The organism is Chelativorans intermedius (assembly GCF_025398255.1).
GTDB classification, from domain to species: Bacteria; Pseudomonadota; Alphaproteobacteria; order Rhizobiales; family Rhizobiaceae; genus Chelativorans; species Chelativorans intermedius.
Genome location: NZ_JAODNW010000023.1, coordinates 66,747 through 84,055, shown reverse-complemented (window position 1 = coordinate 84,055; position 17,309 = coordinate 66,747). Strand labels below are relative to the sequence as shown.

Genomic DNA, 17,309 nt, shown 5'->3' with positions numbered 1-17,309 from the left:
TCGGATGCGGACGCGGATGCCGATGCTGACTCGGATGCGGACGCGGATGCCGATGCTGACTCGGATGCGGACGCGGATGCCGATGCTGACTCGGATGCGGACGCGGACGCCGATGCTGACTCGGATGCGGACGCGGACGCCGATGCTGACTCGGATGCCGATGCGGACGCGGATGCTGACGCGGACGCCGATGCTGACGCTGATGCTGATGCAGACGCTGACTCAGACGCCGATGCCGATTTCAACCTAGGTCAGAACACTTGGGTTTATCTGGACTACGATACGATCAACTACTATTTCTTTGAGGATACCGGTCGTCTGGAGAATGCTCAGGCGGTTTCGACTGGCGTTCGTGGCATCATCATGGGGCAGGGCCGAGGGTGGTACTACTACCAACCCAGTGCAAGCTATGACGCTTGGGCTGAGCTTAAGGATGTGACGGGCGACGGAATTAGCGATTTCGTATACGGATATCGTGGTAATCAGGCCCTTCTGGTGCTTAAGGGTTTGGAAGATGGCAGCTTCTCATCACAGGTGATCAGCACCGATCTTGGTGCGCTTTATCTGGGTGGACAGGAGTGGGTTGGCCGGAACGCCTACGAGAATACCTTCCTGGAGGACGTAACCGGCGACGGTATACGTGACTGGGTGTATAGTACTACCTATACGTTTGCCGACAACCGGGATCCAAACCTCGTTGTTCTTGAGGGCAACGGCGATGGTACCTTCTCCAAGAAGCCCGTCTATTCCTATGGTGTTGCCGCGCATCTTCAGTTTGCCCGAAATGGGGAAGCTGCGATTGCGGATGTCGGTGGCCCTGGGAAGAAGGCCTATGTCCACTGGGATGATACCAACAATACGATCACCGTCCGCTACTTCAACGAAGATGGGACGTTGCAGTCCAACGGTATCGCCAGCAGCCTCGCGGTGCTGGATGATACGGGATATGGCTATCGGAGCCAAAATGGCAGCTATCTGAGCTGGTCTTTCGTCAAGGACGTCACCGGCGACGGTATCGCTGACTATGTTTATGCCCAGTATTACCAAGGAAAGATTAGGGTTCTGGAAGGCAGGGAAGACGGGTCGTTTGACTCTTCCAATGTAATCGAGACCGATCTTTCCAGTTTCCGGCTCGACGGCATCTGGTTCACTGGCCATGGAACGCATCTCGAAGACGTTACAGGCGATGGCATCCTCGATTGGGTGTACGGCAATAGTGCTAGGAATATCATGTATGTCTTCGAGGGGCTTGGTGATGGTACCTTCTCGGAAGATCCGATAACCAACTCCGTAAGCATAAGAGATGGCTATTGGACATATAACTTCAATACGCGCCTCGAGAAGGTCGGGCTCGTGGAGGGCACCCCTCGCGCCGACGTTCTCTCGGGAACCGAGGAGGCCGACCTGTTCCATGGTCAGGGTGGCGCGGATGCCATCAGCGGCGGTGATGGCGATGATGTCATCTATGTCCGCGATGCCAGCTTTGCGTCCATCGACGGTGGCGCGGGCACGGATGTCCTGGCGCTCGCCGGCTACGGGATCGATCTCGACTTCTCGGTGATCGATGCCTCCAAGGTCAGCAGCATCGAGGTGATCGACATCACCGGGACGCAGTCCAACTCCCTGACGCTCACGGAGGAGGACATCCTGCAGATCCTGGAGCCGTCGGAGACCAATGTGCTGCGCGTGTTGGCCGATGCGGACGACACCGTGAACGCCAACGGCTTCACGAACACCGGCGAGACGGTGACCGAGGGCGACGTGACCTACCAGGTCTACGAGGACTCCGGCAGCGTCCAGCTGTGGATCGAGGACGACGCGGCGGTGATGGCGGCCTAGCCACCACGGACCGGCGGATGGCGGCGCGGCCCGCCGTCCGCCATCCGGCACTGGCGGTTGGACCATGAGCAACTGTCCGAAAAATCGCGCAGGAGGCCCCCTGGACGGGGCCTTCTGCACCAATGACAGCCGGCGAGCAGGGTTCCAGAGCACCCGCTAGAGGATGGCGCGGAACCGCTTGTGGCCAGTACGGGGCACCCGTTCCCGACGGCCGACAAACAGGGGCAGGGTCTGTCGGGGATGCCGGGCGCGGGCGCAGTTCATGGAGCCCGAGGCGCGGAAGTCACCTGACGGATCGAGAGCGTTAAACGGAAAAGACAACGTGGCCATCAAGACACAGAAGCTAAAGAAGCGGGGACGGCTGATGTGGGCGAGGACGTTGCTCGGCGTCCTGATCGCAAGCACCGTGCTTCAGGGGTGCACGGGCTCCAAGAAGAAATATGTTTATGTTTCCTACAACAAGGGCGGTGTCCAGGCGAACCAGGGACAATCGTCTCAATCCATGGTTTCCGCCACGCCGTCCGGCGCGGCATCTTCTTTGCAGGCATCCTCTCTGGCTTCGGCTGCGCCTGCGGGCATGCAGGCGCCGCGCGCCGCGGGTTCGGGCTCCGGCGGCTTGCGCAATGCCGTTATGGCCGCGCTCAGTTACAGTTCCGAAGTGCGCAGCGCGGAGGCCGCGCTTTCGGCCGCCGGCATCGACGTTTCCATTGCACGGGCGGGCTACTATCCCTCTCTCACCGGTGGTGCAGGCGTGGGAAGCGACGGCGATCACGACTACAATGTGACGCTGTCGCAGCCGATCTATGACTGGGGCCAGACCAGGGCAGAGGTCTCGGGCGCCGAGGCATCGCGCAATGCGACCATCGCAAGGGCCAGAGCGCAGCGCGAGAAGGTGATGCTGGATGCGGCAAACGCCTACATCGCTGTCGCACGGGCGCGCGAGATAGAGAAGGTGGCGCAGGAGCAACTCAGCGCCTATCAGCGCATCGCCGGTCTGGCACGGCAGCGCACTTCGGCCGGCTATGGCGATGCCACGGAGGTGGCCCTTGCCGGAGTGCATGTCGGCGAGGCGGAGTCCACGTTGGAAAACGCGCGCGGCGCGCTGCGGGATGCGCGCAGCGTCTATGCCTCGCGCATCGGGCGCGAGGCGCCGGGCACCACGGATGTGCCCGAGCTCTCCTCTGCCTTGAGCTCGCTTCTGCGCATTTCCGGCGGGGCGCGCACGCAAAGCGTCAATCTGCGCCAGCGTGTGGACCAGGCGCCCTCCGTCGTCCTCGCGCAGGCGGAGGCGGCCAAGGCCAATGCCGCGATCTCGGCGCAGAAGGCCGATCTCTTTCCGAAACTCAGCGTGGAAGCGTATGTGCGCGGCGACGAGGCGAACGAAGACCCCAACACGGGTGTCGGGCTGCGCCTGAAGGGGCCGACGTTCAAGGGCTTGAGCAACGTCCAGCGGGTAAACGCCGCGCGCTTCGCCTATGACGAGGCGACCTGGCAGGTTGAGACCCAGCGCCGCGAGGTCACGCGCCAGGTTCAGGCCTATCTCGACCAGGAGCCGACCTTGCGCGCCCGGCTGGCCATCCTGCAGGAGCAGCGCACCAAGTCCCGCGAGCTGCGCAACCTCTATGAAGAGCAGTTCAAGGCCGGCACGCGCTCCCTCACGGATCTCATCACCGTGCAGTCGGACCTGACGCGCATCGAGACCAGCCTGGTGGAGACCCGCTACGACCTCTACACGCTGCAATACGAGGCAGCCGGAGCGTTGGGAATGCTGGGAAGTGTTTTGAACATAACCGCACCGTCGGGGAATAGCTGAGGACCGGGCGCGAGACCCGAGGCCGCAAGAGACAGGAAACACAACGAGCGCGACCGGCGGCTGCCGGTTGCGCATTTGTGGTTCCTGGCAGGTGCAGGAAGCACCGAGCCGTTTACGCCGGAGAGGGGCCGGCGTGCCGATGAAAGAGCAAGGACAATGCGAAGGCCGGATTTGGAAAAATGAACGCGAAGAACATAGACTGGTTTAAGGCTTACCGTGACGGTGCGCCCGAGGACGCGCAACGCGCCGAAACGGAGGAGGTCGGCGCATCGGCTGTTGCGCCTGCGACGGATCTCGTCGATGCGCTTCTCGTTCTGTGCAGTCTGCACAACCGTTCCGCCACGCGCGGAGAGCTGACGGCCGGCCTGCCCCTCGAAGACGGCCGGCTGACGCTCGATGTTCTGCCGCGCGCGGCGGCACGCGCCGGGCTGGACGTGAAGGTCCGCCGGCGTTCGCTTTCGTCAATCGAGGCGCGCTTTCTTCCTGTCGCGGTGTTCCTCTCCGATGGTTCGGTGGTGATCTACAAGGAACGGGACGGAGAAAACTGTCGGATTGTGCACCCCGACATGGCCGAGCAGGAGGAAACCGTTCCCCTGTCGCAGCTGTCGGCCCGTCACGCCGGCCTCGTGGCCTTCGCGACGCCGCTTCTGCGCAATGACGGGCGCGCGGCCGCCGTCTCGGAGGAACCGGAGGGCCATTGGTTCTGGAGCGAGCTGGCCCGCTACAAGTGGGACTTCGCCGAGGTCGGCTTCGCCGCCGCGCTTGCCAACACGCTGGCCGTGTTCAGTTCGCTCTTTGCGCTGCAGGTCTATGACCGCGTGGTGCCGAACCTCGCATACGCCACACTCTGGGTGCTGGCCATCGGCGTGCTGATCGCCATCGCCATCGAGGCGGTGGTGCGCATCACGCGCGCTTATCTGATGGATACTGTGGGCCGGAATCTCGACCAGCGCCTGTCGGCGCGCATCTTCGAGCAGGCGCTCGGCATCCGGCTGGAGGCGCAGCCTGCCTCCGTGGGCGTGTTCTCCAGCCAGGTGCGGGAGATGGACGCCGTCCGCGAGTTCTTCACCTCCACCACGATCGGCACGTTGAGCGACCTGCCCTTCGTCTTCATGTTCCTGATCATCATCTGGCTGATCGGCGGCAGCGTCGTGTGGGTGCTGATCGCGGCCATTCCGTTCATCATCGTTCCCGGTCTGCTGGCGCAGTGGCCGCTTGCCCGCCTGTCGCGCCGCCAGCTTCGGGAAGGTGCGGTGCGCAGCGGCCTGCTGATCGAGGCGCTCGCCAGCTCGGAAACCGTCAAGGCGCTGCAGGGCGAGAGCCGCTTTCAGCACCATTGGGAAGAGCAGACGCGCTTCCTCTCCGGCAATGGCGTTGAGATGCGGCGGCTGTCGGCGGTGCTTACCTTCTCCGCCACCGCCGTGCAGCAGGCAGCCTATGTCATGGTGCTCGTCGTGGGCGTCTATCAGATCGCCGCTGGCGAGATGACGTTGGGCTCGCTCCTGGCTTGCTCCATCCTCTCCTCCCGCACGCTCGCGCCGCTCACCCGGCTTTCCGGGATCTTCGCGCGCTGGCAGCACATGCGTGCCTCGCTGAAGAACCTGGAGGCGGTGATGCGCGCGCCGGTGGACCGGCCCGCCGGGCGGCGCTTCGTGCATCGCCCGCGCCTCAACGGTGCCTACGAGGCGGAGGAGCTGTCCTTCCGCTACGACCGCGACGGGGAACCGATCGTGCGCATAGCCTCGCTGTCCCTGGCTGCGGGTTCTGCCACGGCGCTTCTGGGCGCCAACGGTTCAGGCAAGTCGACGCTTCTGAAGCTGCTGTCGGGCCTTTATCACCCTTCCCAGGGCCGCCTTCTGCTGGATGGAACGGACATGCGCCAGATCGATCCCGCCGACATCCGCAAGGCGGTGGGCTATCTGCCGCAAGATGTGCGGCTCTTCTTCGGTACGGTGCGCGAGAACCTGCTTCTGGGGTTGGACAATCGCGAGGACGAGGAACTGATCGAGGCGCTGAAGTTCGCCGGCGCGGACAGCCTGGTGCGCGATCATCCGCTGGGGCTCGACCGCAAGCTGGGCGAAGGCGGAACGGGCATGTCCGGTGGCCAGCGGCAGTCGATGGGGCTTGCCCGCCTGTGGCTGCGCGACCCGCGCATCGTTCTCCTCGACGAGCCGACCGCTGCCATGGACCACGCGCTCGAAATGCGCGTCATCGAAAATCTGCGCGGCTGGCTGGCCGAGCGGACGCTCGTTGTCGCCACGCACCGTCAGCCCATCCTCACCCTGGTGAACCGTGCCGTGGTGATGAAGGGTGGCCGGCCGGTGGCCGACGGCTCCGTTGAAGGGGTGCTCGCCGCCCTGTCGAGCAACGAACCGGCACGCGCAAAATAGGAGATCGGGCATGGCAAAACAGGATATTGCTGCCTGGGGTGCGTTCGGCGCGCAGGGCGCTGCGGTCGATGTGGAAGAGCGCACCATATTCGGGCGCCCGGTGCTTTGGCTCACTGCGCTGACGCTCGTAGTCTTCGTCATCTGGGCGGCGAACGCGCCGCTGCAGGAGACCGCGCAGGGCATGGGCCAGGTCGTGCCGTCGAGCCGGGTTCAGGTGATCCAGAGCCTGGATGGCGGCATTCTCGAGCGGCTTTATGTCCATGAAGGCCAGGAGGTCGCTGCAGGTCAGACCCTTGCAACCCTCGAGGACACGCGTTTCCGCTCCGCCTATCAGGATCTGGAAGGGCAGGTCATTGCCCTGCGCGCCGCACTCAGCCGCCTCCGGGCAGAGCGGGACGGGCTCGACTGGTTCGACGTGCCGGAGGACGTGGCGGTTCATGAGGAGGTGGTGGCCGTGGAGCAGCAGCTGTTTCGCGCGCGCCGCCGCAATCTGGCCGAAACGACGGCCTCCCTCGAGGAGCGCATCATGCTGGCGCAGAACGAGCTGGAGCTGATGCAGCCGCTGGTGCAGCGGGGCGCCGCCTCGGCCGCCGACGAGATCAAGCTGAAGCGCAATGTGGCAGATCTTCGTGGTCAACTCATCGAGGTGCGCAACCGCTACTTCCAGGAGGTCAACGAGGAGATTGCCCGCAAGTCTGCCGAGCTCTCCAGCCTCAGCCAGCAGCTCGCCGATCGCCGGGCGGCGCTGGCCCGCACGGAGCTGAAATCTCCGGTGCGCGGCATCGTGAAGAAGCTGGAAGTCACCACTCAGGGCGGCGTGGTGGACCCCGGTGAGACGATCATGGAGATCGTGCCGCTGGACGATGCGCTCTATGTGGAGGCGCGCATCCGCCCGCGGGATGTCGCCTTTCTGCATGTCGGCCAGCCGGCAACGGTGAACATCACCGCCTATGATACGGCGATCTATGGCTCGCTCGAGGGCGAGCTGGTCTTCATCAGCGCCGATACGATCGTCGATGAGCAGAGCCGCGACGATGACCCCTACTACATGGTGCGCGTGCGCACGGAACGCAACGCGCTCGAAGGGCCGGACGGGCCGCTGCCCATCAAACCGGGCATGGTCTCAGAGGTAAGAATCCGAACGGGCTCCAAGACGGTTCTTGCCTATCTGTTGAAGCCTCTCCTGAGGGGCCAGGAAGCGCTCAGCGAGCGTTGATCCCGGTTGTCGAGGCCGCCGGCTCGAGCCGGCGGCCTCTTACTGCGCAAGCGGACACGCCGTGCGGGATGCCCGCCTGCCTCCTCAAAGCTCTTCCAGTCTCGGCTGGGCGGCAGCGGTCACCGTTTGCAGTTGCTCTGCGGCCCAATCTGATGTTGCCGTATCGGCTGAAGGCCAGCCACCGCGTCTGCACGGAGATGATGGCGTCGGGGGGACCAAGCGGCCTTTGCACGCACGACAGCCGCCAAAAGGCGAGCCCGACCAGAAGCCCGCCGAGGGCGGGTGCCAGAACGGTGGCGCCGGCCACCAGCAGCGGATGTTCGACATACAGAATGCGTGTTCGCGGGGAGACGAGCAGCAGATCGTTCAGCCATGCCACCGCTTCCACGAAGGCAATCGCCCCAAGCGAGGCGACGGTTCCGACACAGATGCTCGCGAGCGTGAGCACCACGATGCGGTAGAAGGGGTTCACCATCAAGCGCCTCCCTCTCTGCTCTTCCATCAGGGCGTGTAGCAGGCCTGCATTTTCCAACCAGGCCTCGCATCGTGCCTATCACGGGCGAGGCCCGTTCCAAAACACTGGAACCGCCATCTGCGGGCTTTGCACATCTGTTTGCGATCGGGCGGGGATGCCATTTTCGGTTGGCGGGGCCGCGTGCGGGCCTCGCGTCTGACCGCGCTTGACAGCGCCCTCCGATTCTGATGTTTGTCATCTCACAATTGAGCATGAATTTCACATTTACTGATCTCGGCGCCAAGAACATGGCAATGGTCGCGAACGGTTCCCCCGGAAAGGCGACGGCGGTGTCCGTCGGGCAGCCGCCCTCCATGGGCGCAGAGGCCATGGTCGCCCGGGCAGTGGACAAGCCCGGCACCGTCGAGGCCGCCGACATGCCTGTGCTGCACCGGTCGTCACGACCGCAGGAGGGCACCGCGTGAACGAGGCCCGCCCGCCTTTCGTGAGACTGCCCTATGACGAGCAGCGCGAGCATCTGATGGTGCGCGCCGCCAAGCTCTATTACGACCTGCAGCGCACACAGGGTGAAATCGCCAGCGAGTTGGGCCTGACGCGCTGGCAGATCAGCCGGCTTCTCACCGAGGCGCGCGAGCTGGGCATCGTCCGCATCGAGATCATGCCGCGATGCAGCCGCGCCACGGAGCTGGAGGTGGAGCTGCAGCAGGCTTTCGGTCTGCGTGATGCCGTGGTGGTGCCGCAGGGGCCGGCGAACGACGACGATCTGGCGCTGGAGGCGGTGGCGCAGGCGGCGAGCAAATATATCGTCGGGCTGAAGCCGCAGGTCTCTCTCATGGGTGTTTCCTGGGGGCGCACGATGTCGGCCGTCGCCCGCCTTCTGCCTGCCAACTGGAATCCGGGGCTGCATGTGGTGCTGGTCAACGGCGCGACCAACATCCGCTCCACCTCCAGCCGCGCCATCGCCGTGGCCGAGGAATTCGCCCACAGCGCCGGCGGAATGGCGACGCTGCTTCCCGTGCCGGCCGTGGTGGGCAAGAGGAGCACCCGCGAGGTGCTGGAGCAGGATCCGGTGATCGAGAATGTGCTGCGGCTTGCCGAACAGGCCGATGTGGCCTGCTTCAGCATGGGCGGTCTGTCGCACGAATCCGTGCTCGTGACCTCGGGTTTCATCGAGCCGGAACATATCGACCGCCTGCGGGAAATGGGCGCGGTGGGTGACATTCTCGGCCGCTTTGTCGACGCCTCGGGCGCCATCGTCGATGCCGAACTCGATGGCCGCACCCTCGGCCTCAGGCTCGATCTGTTGAGAGGCAAGAGCCGCGCCATCGGCATCGTCTCGGGTCGCGCAAAACACGCCGTGGCGCTGGCAGCGCTCAAGGCGGGCTATGTCTCCGTCCTCATCACCGACGAGGCGTGCGCGCGCGCGGCGCTGGAGGGCAGGCCGTGACCGATGCCGTGCTGGCCGTGCAAAACGTCCGCAGCCGAAAGGTTCGATGTCGTCGCGGCCGTTGGTGCCGGGGCGCACGATCCCGTTCGGCGGCGCGGCGGCCTGCTTGGGATACTCTTTGCCGTGATGCAGCTTCAGGTATTGCGCAGCACCTTCAATCTGCCGGGCCTCTGCCCCTTCTATCAAATGACGGTGACGGGCCTTATCATCGTCGCCGCCGTCCTGCCCAACCGCATTGTTGAAACGAGGAGGGGTCGCGCATGATCCTGCCGGAAAAGCAACCGACGATTCAAGCCGTTCCGCAAGCCGCCGAGGCGCCGCACGCGTCGCGAAACGCGGGCACCGCGCTGGCGCCCGAATGGTTCGAGCATGTGGCCGTCAACCTGTCGGCGGCCGAACGGCGGGCCGCCACGCTTGTCACGCGGCGCACCGTCAAGAAGGCGTGGCAGGCGGCGTGGCTGGTGCGGGCGATCACCTGCATCGACCTGACGACGCTTTCCGGCGACGACACCGCCGGCCGGGTGCACCGCCTGTGCATGAAGGCGAAGAGACCGCTTGCGGCCGAGCTGCAGGCGGCTCTCGGGCTTCAGGAGGAGCGCATCACAGTGGGTGCGGTGTGCGTCTATCCCACCATGGTGCCGCATGCGGTGAAGGCGCTGCGGGGAACCGGCATCCCCGTGGCGTCGGTCGCCACGGGCTTTCCCGCCGGGCTTACGCCGCTGCCGCAGCGGCTGGCCGAGATCCGCTACGCGGTGGAGGCCGGGGCCGGCGAGATCGACATCGTGATCACCCGCGAGCATGTCCTGACCCAGAACTGGCGGGCGCTCTATGACGAGCTGCGCGCCATGCGCGAGGCGTGCGGACAGGCGCACATGAAGGCCATTCTCGCCACCGGCGACCTGGCCACGCTGCGCAATGTCTATCGCGCCTCGATGGTGGCCTGTCAGGCCGGGGCCGATTTCATCAAGACCTCGACAGGAAAGGAAGCGGTCAATGCCATCCTGCCGGTGGGGCTGACCATGGTGCGGGCGATCCGCGACTATCAGGCGCTCTCCGGCCAGGTCGTCGGCTTCAAGCCGGCCGGCGGCATGCGCACCGCCAAGGACGCGCTCAACTGGCTGATCCTGATGAAGGAGGAACTCGGCACCGCCTGGACCATGCCGGACCGTTTCCGCCTCGGCGCAAGCTCCATGCTGGGCGACATCGAGCGCCAGCTCGAGCATTTCGCCACGGGGCGTTACTCCGCGTCCCACCGTCATGCTCTCGCTTGAGGACGAGGAACATGGAACAGATCACAGACATCATGCGCACCATGGAATACGGACCGGCCCCCGAGGCCAGCGAAGAGGCCAGAGCGTGGCTGAAGGGGCGGGCCGCCGGCATCGGCCATTTCATCGGCGGCAGCTTCACACGGCCGGGCGATGAACGTTTCGCCACCGTCAACCCGGCCACGGAGGAGGAGCTTGCACGCGTCTCCCAGGGCAGCGCGGCGGATGTCGATGCCGCGGTGAAGGCCGCCCGCGCCGCCTTTCCCAAATGGTCGCGGCTTTCGGGCCATCAGCGCGCCCGCTACCTCTATGCCATTGCCCGGCACATCCAGAAGCGCCAGCGCTTCCTGGCCGTTCTGGAGAGCATGGACAACGGCAAGCCCATCCGCGAGACGCGCGACATCGACATTCCGCTGGTCGCGCGCCATTTCTACCATCATGCCGGCTGGGCGGAGATGGTGGAAAGCGAGTTCGAGGGCTTTTCGCCGGTCGGCGTGTGCGGCCAGATCATCCCGTGGAACTTCCCGCTGCTCATGCTGGCCTGGAAGGTCGCGCCCGCCCTTGCCGCCGGCAATACGGTGGTGCTGAAGCCGGCCGAGCAGACACCGCTCACCGCCACGGCCTTCGCCGAGATCTGCGCAGAGGTGGGTCTGCCCGAAGGTGTGGTCAACATCGTCCATGGCGACGGGCGGACGGGTGCTGCGATCACGGCGCATGAGGATATCGACAAGCTCGCCTTCACCGGCTCCACGGAGGTCGGCCGCATCATCCGCGAGGCGACCGCCGGGCAGGGCAAGAAGCTGTCGCTGGAGCTTGGCGGCAAGTCGCCCTTCATCGTCTTCGAGGATGCCGATCTCGACGGTGCGGTGGAAGGCGTGGTGGATGCCATCTGGTTCAATCAGGGCGAGGTGTGCTGCGCCGGCTCGCGCATCCTCGTGCAGGAGGGCGTGGCCGGCCGCTTTTACGACAAGCTCAGGCGGCGCATGGAGAGTCTGCGCGTCGGCGATCCTCTGGACAAGGCCATCGACGTGGGCGCAGTGGTCTCAGCCGAGCAGCTTGAGCGCATCTCGGCGCTCGTCCGCCAGGGCGAGGAAGAGGGCGGGCGGCTGTGGCGCGCGCCCGCTCCGCTTCCCGAGAAGGGATATTTCTTCGCGCCGTCCTTCTTCACCGAGGTCGAGCCGGCCTCCACCGTCTGCGGCGTGGAGATCTTCGGCCCCGTGGCCGTGGCCATGACCTTCCGCACGCCCGCGGAGGCGGTGGAGCTTGCCAACAACACGCGCTATGGCCTCGCCGCCTCCGTCTGGTCGGAGAACATCAACCTGGCGCTCGATACGGCCGCCAGGGTGAAGGCCGGCGTGGTGTGGGTGAACTGCACCAACATGCTGGATGCCGGTGCGGGCTTCGGCGGCTATCGCGAGAGCGGTTTCGGCCGCGAGGGCGCGCGCGAGGGGCTCTACGAATATCTGGTCAGCGATGTCGAAAGGGCTTTGAAGCCGGGCAGGGAGGAGACGCCCTTCGTCCCGCGCGGCGCCCCGGAAGCTGAGCGCCGCTTCGCCGCTTTCGGTGGCATCGACCGTACGGCCAAGATGTATATCGGCGGCAAGCAGGCGCGGCCGGACAGTGGCTATTCCTACGATGTGCCGGGCAAGGGCGGCGTGGTGATCGGCCAGGCCCCGCTTGGCAACCGCAAGGACATCCGCAATGCCGTCGAGGCGGCGGCCAGGGCCGGCGGCTGGGGCGGCGCGACGGCGCACAACCGGGCGCAGGTGCTCTATTATGTCGGCGAAAACCTCGACATGCGGCGCGAGGAGTTCATCGCACTTCTTGTCGAAAGCACAGGCCAGAGCGCCAAGGCGGCGACCGCCGAGTTCGACACCGCACTGCGGCGCATCTTCTACTATGCCGCCCAGGCCGACAAGTATGACGGCGCGGTGCACGCAACCAAGTCGCGGCACATCACGCTGGCCATGAACGAGCCGTGGGGCGTGATGGGCATCGTGGCGCCGGAGGAGGCACCGCTGGCCGCCTTCGTCTCGCTGGTGCTGCCGGCCATCGCCATGGGCAACCGCGTGGTGGCCGTGCCCTCGACACGTCATCCCCTGCTTGCCACCAACCTCTATCAGGTGTTCGACACCTCCGATGTGCCGGCGGGCGTGGTGAACATCGTGACGGGAGAGAAGGACACGCTGGCCAGGATACTGGCCGAGCACGACGGGGTTGCCGCCATGTGGTACTTCGGTTCGCGCGCGGGCAGCGCCATGGTCGAGCGCGCCTCCTGCGGCAACCTCAAGGCCACCTGGGTAAGCGACGGCAAGACGCGCAACTGGCTGGACGAGCGGCAGGGCGGGGGGCGCGAATTCCTGCGTCGCGCCACGCAGGTCAAGAACATCTGGGTGCCCTACGGCGAGTAGCCTGACCCGGCCGCGTCGCGTCCCGGTGCGGCGGGCCCGCGCTATCGCGGGCCCATCAGAAGATCGGGCAGCCAGAGGCTTATCTGCGGAAAGCCCGCCAGAAGCACCAGCACCGCGGTCAGCGGAATGAAGTAGGGGATGACGGAGCGCACCACCTCTTCCACCGGCACGGCCGCGATGCGCGAGACGATATAGAGACCGATGCCGAGCGGCGGGGTGGCGATGCCGAGGATGATCGACATCTGCACCACGATGCCGAAGTGAACACGGTCGATGCCATAGGAGTCGACCAGCGGCAGCAGAATGGGCACCAGCAGCAGCTTGATGGTCACGCCGTCGATGAAGCAGCCGATGATGAGCATGCCGAGTATCGTTACCAGCAGGAAGAAGAAGGCGCTGTCCACCAGATCGGGAATGGTGGCCGCCAGGGTCTGCGGCACCTGTTCGATGGCCAGAAGCCAGCCCATGCTGTTTGCGAAGCCGATGATGATCATGATCATCGAGGTGATCAGCATGGTCTCTGTGGTGGCTTTGATGAGCGTGCCCCAGGTGAGCGTGCCGAAGAGGAAGCCGAGCAGCAGGATATAGGCGCAGGCCAGAACGCCGGCCTCCGATGCGGTGGTCGTGCCCGTCAGGATGCCGGCCATGATGATGGCCGGGGCGATCAACGCCGCTGCGCCGGTCAGCGCGTGGCGCCAGATCTCGCCCAGCGAGGCGCGCGGTTCACGCGGGAAGTCCTGACGGGTCGCCAGGAAGCGGTTGAAGACCATCAATGCCCCGGCGATCAGGAAGGCGGGAACGATGCCCGCCAGGAACATTCGTGCCACCGATACATTGGCGAGAAACGAGTAGACGACGAGGGGCACGGAAGGCGGGATGAAGGGCGCCACGATGGCCGAAACGGTGGTGATGGCTGCAGCGAAGGCGGGCTTGTAGCCGCGTTCGCGCATGGCCTTGATTTCCACGGCCCCAAGGCCGGCGATATCGGCCACGGCCGCGCCCGTGCCGCCGGCCAGCATCACCGAGGCAAGCACGTTGACCTGCGCCAGGCCGGCCCGGAAGTGGCCCACCAGCGCATTGGCGAAGTTGAAGATCCGCTCGGTCATGCCCACGGCGTTCATCAGGTTGCCGGCAAGCACGAAGAAGGGAATGGCAAGCAGCGAGGAATTGCCCGCCGCCTCCAGCACCTTCATGGGAATGATCCACAGATTGCCGGCGAAGCCCGAGGCGATGAGGGCGCCGGCGACCGCCACGCCGATGGCCGCCGTGATCGGCACCCGGATGGCAAGCAGCAGCACGAAGGTTGCGAACAGGCCAACCGCCACCATGTCACATTTCCTCCACGGGTCTGGCTTCGGTGGCGAGCGTGCGCGTGCTGACGATGATGTCGAGCACGAACTGCAGCACGATCAGCGCGCATGAGATGAAGAAGGGGACGGAGAGCCAATAGCGCTGGATGCCCACAAGGTCGATCCGTCCCACCTGCCGGGGCACCAGGATCGGCGCCTGGTAAAGGATGAGCAGCAGCAGGCCGATCACGATGCAGCCCACCAGAATGCGCAGCATGGCGCGCACCCTCGGCCCGAACTGGCGGACGAGGATGTCCAGGGAAATGTCCTGGCCCCGGCGGTAGATCACGAAGAAGCCGAGGAAGATCATCCAGACGAACAGCACCTCGGTCCAGGGAAAGACCCAGATGATGCCGAGGTCGAACAGCAGCCTGGAAAGGATGTTGGCGAGGTTGATCGCCAACATCAGCAGAAGCAGGCCGTTTGCCGCGACCAGGAAAACCCGCTCGCACAGGCCGAGGCCCGCATCCAGGGCCTTCGCGATCATCCGTCGATCTGGCGGGTTTCCGCCACCGTCTCCAGGAAGCCCTCGGGCAGCTCGCCGTTCTCGCGCATCTGCTCGTAGAGCTGCTGCATCCGCTCCACCACGGGGGCGGTGTCGAGCTGCAAGAAGGTCACGCCCTCCTTCTTCATGCGCTCGATGGACTCGTTGGCCGCGTTCAAGGTTTCCGCAGCCGATTCCGCGGCCACCTCGTCATAGGCTTCAAGGACCTGGGCGCGGGTTTCCTCGTCGAGCGCGTTCCAGGCGGCGGCATTCGCCATGAAGGCCAGACCCTGCGGATATTCGTCATGGCGGACCACATGCGGCGCCACCTCGTAGAAGCGCATCGGCTCGACCAGGGCAATCGGGCTGTTCACGGCCTCGACGATGCCGCGGCCCAGCGACTCGTAGACCTCGGTCCAGGCCAGCGTGCGCACCTCGGCGCCCAGATGGCGCCATGCTGCGGCAGCCAGCTCGTCCGGGTGGAGGCGCAGCTTCAGGCCCTGAATGTCTTCGAGCGATGCGACCGGCTTCTTGACCACCATCACGCGGTAGGGGCCGCGCACCATGGCGGTGGGGTCGCCGATCACCGTGATGCCGGCTTCCGTCTCGATGCGCTCATGCCAGTCTTTCACGAGGTCGGACGCCATGAAACGCGCCCAGTGCTCGCGGTCGTCGAACAGGAAGGGCGCACTCACGAACTGCATCTCCGGCACCCATTTCTGCAGGTAGGAGGAGCCTTCGGGATAGATGTGCACCGTGCCCATCTGGAGCTGTTCCAGAATGGCGTCGTCCTTGCCGAGCTGTTCGTTGGGGTAGACCTGAACGGTGATCGCGCCATCCGTCTTTTCGGCGATGCGGTCGGCAAACGCCTGGAAGACTCGACCTTCCACCGAGTCCGCCGGCATCTTGTGGGCCATGCGCCAGGTTTCGGCGGACGCCTCGAAGCTCAGGCCGGCGACGACCAGCGTCGCGGCTGCAGCCAGCGCTGCTTTTCTCAATGCCTTCATCTCACTCTCTCCCATTTTTTCGAGCCTTGTCCAACATTTATTCGGCGGCGAGCGAGCGCATGCCGGCCGCCACCTTCTCGCTCGCTCCCGTGATGTCGGGAAGCTTCTCGCCGTTGCGGAGCCTTTCGAGAACCGTCAGCTCCCGCTCCTGCATGGCGATGGCGCGTTCGGCCACGGCCAGGCACTGGTCCGGTTTCAGGAACAGCACCCCGCTCTCGTCGGCCAGCACCGCGTCGCCGGGCTCCACCGCCTGCCCGCCGACGGAGACAGGCACGTTGAAGGCACCTTCCAGGCCGAGAAGCTTGGTGGTGATAGGGGCGGGGCCGGTGCACCACACCGGCATGTCGCAGCGCCGGATCTCGCTGAAATCGGTGGCAGGTCCGTCGATCACCGCGCCCGCCACGCCAGCGAGCCTGGCGGCATTGGTGACGACGCCGCCCCAGCAGGCGTGCTTGGTATCGCCGCCCCGGTCGATCACAAGAAAGTCGCCCGGCCGCACAAGCGCCAGCACATGGTGCAGAAGCGTGGAATCGGCGCCGGGAATGCGCAGGGTGACGGCCGTGCCGGCAACGCGCTTGTCCGCCAGCACCGCCCGCAGGCGGTTGTCGGCGAACTGGCTGTGCAGGAAGTGGCCAACGGTTGCGGTCTCGACCTGCTCCAGCCGCCTGATGGTGGTCTCGGGAATCTGCGGCGGCAGAGGATTGATCTGAAACATCGGCGCCTCACAGCACATGGTGATTGTGGACCGGCACGTTCTGGCGCACGCGGTCGCGATATTCGTGGTTGATCGTCACGGTGGTGTGTCCGACATGGTCTCCCACCTGCGCCGTCACATGCCCCCACGGGTCGATCACCATGCTGTGCCCGAAGCAGGCTTTTCTGCCGCCTGCGTGGGTGCCGTACTGGCCGACGGCCACGAAATGCGTCTGGGTTTCTATGGCCCGGGCGCGCGCCAGCACCTCCCAATGGTCCTTGCCGGTCATCAGCGTGAAGGCTGCAGGCAGGACGATGACCTCCGCTCCCCGGTCGCGCAGGGCGCGGAAAAGCTCGGGAAAGCGGATGTCGTAGCAGATGGCGCAGCCCACGGTGCGCCCCTTGCACCGGTAGGTCACGATGTCCGAGCCCGGCGCGATGGTGGCGCTTTCGCGGTGGCTCACGCCGCCCGGAACGTCCACGTCGAACAGGTGGATCTTGCGATAGCGGGCGATCTCGCTGCCGTCGGGGGCGAAGACCACGGTCGTGTTGTGGAAGGCATTGCCGTGCTTTTCGACAATGCTGCCGCCGTGCAGCGTCACCGCGTGGCGGCGGGCGAGCTCGGCCATGGCGGCATAGGCCTCTCCTTCGGGAAACGCCTCGGCGCTGGCGTGAAACTCCGCCGGCCCGTCGCCCAGGAGCGCCCAATATTCGGGAAGCACGATCAGGTCCGGGCGGTCCTCGGCGGCCTTGGCGACCAGATCCTTCGCCGCCGCGATGTTGGCGGCCTTGTCTCCCTGGGAATTCATCTGAACGATGGAAATCTTCACGGCACCCTCGTCTTTCTTGCACGAGGGAATGGTCTCCGCGCCGGTCCTGCATGTCCAACGCAATATTTTTGGCGGTTGCCATAAGAA

The 17,309-nt window shown here is 65.3% G+C and carries 14 protein-coding genes and 1 pseudogene; 9 read left to right on the top strand and 6 right to left on the bottom strand.

The window, feature by feature from the left end; all coding sequences use genetic code 11:
- The 4 genes and pseudogenes from NYR58_RS16700 to NYR58_RS16685 form a co-directional block, all read left to right on the top strand.
- Positions 1-1,839: pseudogene (locus NYR58_RS16700) on the top strand (hypothetical protein); the annotation flags it as partial.
- A 322-nt stretch (positions 1,840-2,161) separates the two neighbouring features.
- Entirely contained in the window at positions 2,162-3,652 is a 1,491-nt protein-coding gene (locus NYR58_RS16695; RefSeq protein WP_261522258.1) for a TolC family protein, read from the top strand.
- 179 nt (positions 3,653-3,831) lie between these two features.
- On the top strand, positions 3,832-6,042 hold the full coding sequence (locus tag NYR58_RS16690) for a type I secretion system permease/ATPase (RefSeq protein ID WP_261522257.1): 2,211 nt from the start codon (positions 3,832-3,834) through the stop codon (positions 6,040-6,042).
- Positions 6,043-6,052: 10 nt separating this feature from the next.
- On the top strand, positions 6,053-7,258 hold the full coding sequence (locus tag NYR58_RS16685) for an HlyD family type I secretion periplasmic adaptor subunit (RefSeq protein ID WP_261522256.1): 1,206 nt from the start codon (positions 6,053-6,055) through the stop codon (positions 7,256-7,258).
- Here NYR58_RS16685 and NYR58_RS16680 read toward each other — a convergent pair.
- The gene (locus tag NYR58_RS16680) at positions 7,245-7,733 is read right to left on the bottom strand and encodes a hypothetical protein (RefSeq protein ID WP_261522255.1); all 489 of its coding nucleotides are present in this window, start codon (positions 7,731-7,733) and stop codon (positions 7,245-7,247) included. The genes NYR58_RS16685 and NYR58_RS16680 overlap by 14 nt on opposite strands.
- 227 nt (positions 7,734-7,960) lie before the next feature.
- Between NYR58_RS16680 and NYR58_RS16675 the strand changes: the two genes are divergently transcribed.
- The 5 genes from NYR58_RS16675 (at position 7,961) to NYR58_RS16655 (ending at position 12,859) form a co-directional block, all read left to right on the top strand.
- A complete protein-coding gene (locus NYR58_RS16675) occupies positions 7,961-8,197 on the top strand; it encodes a hypothetical protein (protein ID WP_261522254.1) in 237 nt (78 codons plus the stop codon).
- Positions 8,194-9,180 carry a sugar-binding transcriptional regulator gene (locus NYR58_RS16670; RefSeq protein WP_261522253.1) on the top strand — a complete coding sequence of 329 codons (987 nt, stop codon included), beginning with the start codon at positions 8,194-8,196 and terminating at the stop codon, positions 9,178-9,180. The genes NYR58_RS16675 and NYR58_RS16670 overlap by 4 nt, the downstream gene beginning before the upstream one ends.
- A 123-nt stretch (positions 9,181-9,303) precedes the next feature.
- Positions 9,304-9,444, top strand: coding sequence for a hypothetical protein (locus NYR58_RS16665; protein WP_261522252.1), 141 nt, complete (start codon positions 9,304-9,306; stop codon positions 9,442-9,444).
- Positions 9,441-10,451: a deoxyribose-phosphate aldolase gene (gene deoC, locus NYR58_RS16660; protein ID WP_261522251.1), complete on the top strand. Its 1,011-nt coding sequence runs from the start codon at positions 9,441-9,443 to the stop codon at positions 10,449-10,451. Before NYR58_RS16665 ends, deoC begins: the two co-directional genes overlap by 4 nt.
- Before the next feature lie 11 nt (positions 10,452-10,462).
- Positions 10,463-12,859: an aldehyde dehydrogenase family protein gene (locus NYR58_RS16655; protein WP_261522248.1), complete on the top strand. Its 2,397-nt coding sequence runs from the start codon at positions 10,463-10,465 to the stop codon at positions 12,857-12,859.
- A 41-nt stretch (positions 12,860-12,900) separates the two neighbouring features.
- On the opposite strand, the gene NYR58_RS16650 is transcribed toward NYR58_RS16655, so the two are convergent.
- The 5 genes from NYR58_RS16650 to NYR58_RS16630 are packed head-to-tail and all read right to left on the bottom strand — an operon-like array spanning position 12,901 to position 17,222.
- On the bottom strand, positions 12,901-14,187 hold the full coding sequence (locus tag NYR58_RS16650; protein ID WP_261522247.1) for a TRAP transporter large permease: 1,287 nt from the start codon (positions 14,185-14,187) through the stop codon (positions 12,901-12,903).
- A 1-nt stretch (position 14,188) separates the two neighbouring features.
- A complete protein-coding gene (locus NYR58_RS16645; protein ID WP_261522246.1) occupies positions 14,189-14,695 on the bottom strand; it encodes a TRAP transporter small permease in 507 nt (168 codons plus the stop codon).
- A complete protein-coding gene (locus tag NYR58_RS16640; protein WP_261522244.1) occupies positions 14,692-15,699 on the bottom strand; it encodes a TRAP transporter substrate-binding protein in 1,008 nt (335 codons plus the stop codon). The genes NYR58_RS16645 and NYR58_RS16640 overlap by 4 nt, the downstream gene beginning before the upstream one ends.
- Positions 15,700-15,736: 37 nt before the next feature.
- Positions 15,737-16,414: an RraA family protein gene (locus NYR58_RS16635; protein ID WP_261522242.1), complete on the bottom strand. Its 678-nt coding sequence runs from the start codon at positions 16,412-16,414 to the stop codon at positions 15,737-15,739.
- A gap of 7 nt (positions 16,415-16,421) precedes the next feature.
- Positions 16,422-17,222 (bottom strand): carbon-nitrogen hydrolase family protein, encoded by an 801-nt coding sequence (locus tag NYR58_RS16630; protein WP_261522241.1) that lies wholly within the window; start codon positions 17,220-17,222, stop codon positions 16,422-16,424.
- Between the last annotated feature and the right edge of the window lie 87 nt (positions 17,223-17,309).

Bases quoted from the DNA above. Each gene is read 5' to 3' on its own strand.
- NYR58_RS16685 (WP_261522256.1), top strand. From the start codon at position 6,053: ATGGCAAAACAGGATATTGCTGCCTGGGGTGCGTTCGGCGCGCAGGGC.
- NYR58_RS16675 (WP_261522254.1), top strand. From the start codon at position 7,961: ATGTTTGTCATCTCACAATTGAGCATGAATTTCACATTTACTGATCTC.
- NYR58_RS16640 (WP_261522244.1), bottom strand. From the start codon at position 15,699: ATGAAGGCATTGAGAAAAGCAGCGCTGGCTGCAGCCGCGACGCTGGTC.
- NYR58_RS16635 (WP_261522242.1), bottom strand. From the start codon at position 16,414: ATGTTTCAGATCAATCCTCTGCCGCCGCAGATTCCCGAGACCACCATC.
- NYR58_RS16650 (WP_261522247.1), bottom strand. From the start codon at position 14,187: ATGGTGGCGGTTGGCCTGTTCGCAACCTTCGTGCTGCTGCTTGCCATC.
- deoC (WP_261522251.1), top strand. From the start codon at position 9,441: ATGATCCTGCCGGAAAAGCAACCGACGATTCAAGCCGTTCCGCAAGCC.
- NYR58_RS16655 (WP_261522248.1), top strand. From the start codon at position 10,463: ATGGAACAGATCACAGACATCATGCGCACCATGGAATACGGACCGGCC.
- NYR58_RS16645 (WP_261522246.1), bottom strand. From the start codon at position 14,695: ATGATCGCGAAGGCCCTGGATGCGGGCCTCGGCCTGTGCGAGCGGGTT.
- NYR58_RS16680 (WP_261522255.1), bottom strand. From the start codon at position 7,733: ATGGTGAACCCCTTCTACCGCATCGTGGTGCTCACGCTCGCGAGCATC.
- NYR58_RS16690 (WP_261522257.1), top strand. From the start codon at position 3,832: ATGAACGCGAAGAACATAGACTGGTTTAAGGCTTACCGTGACGGTGCG.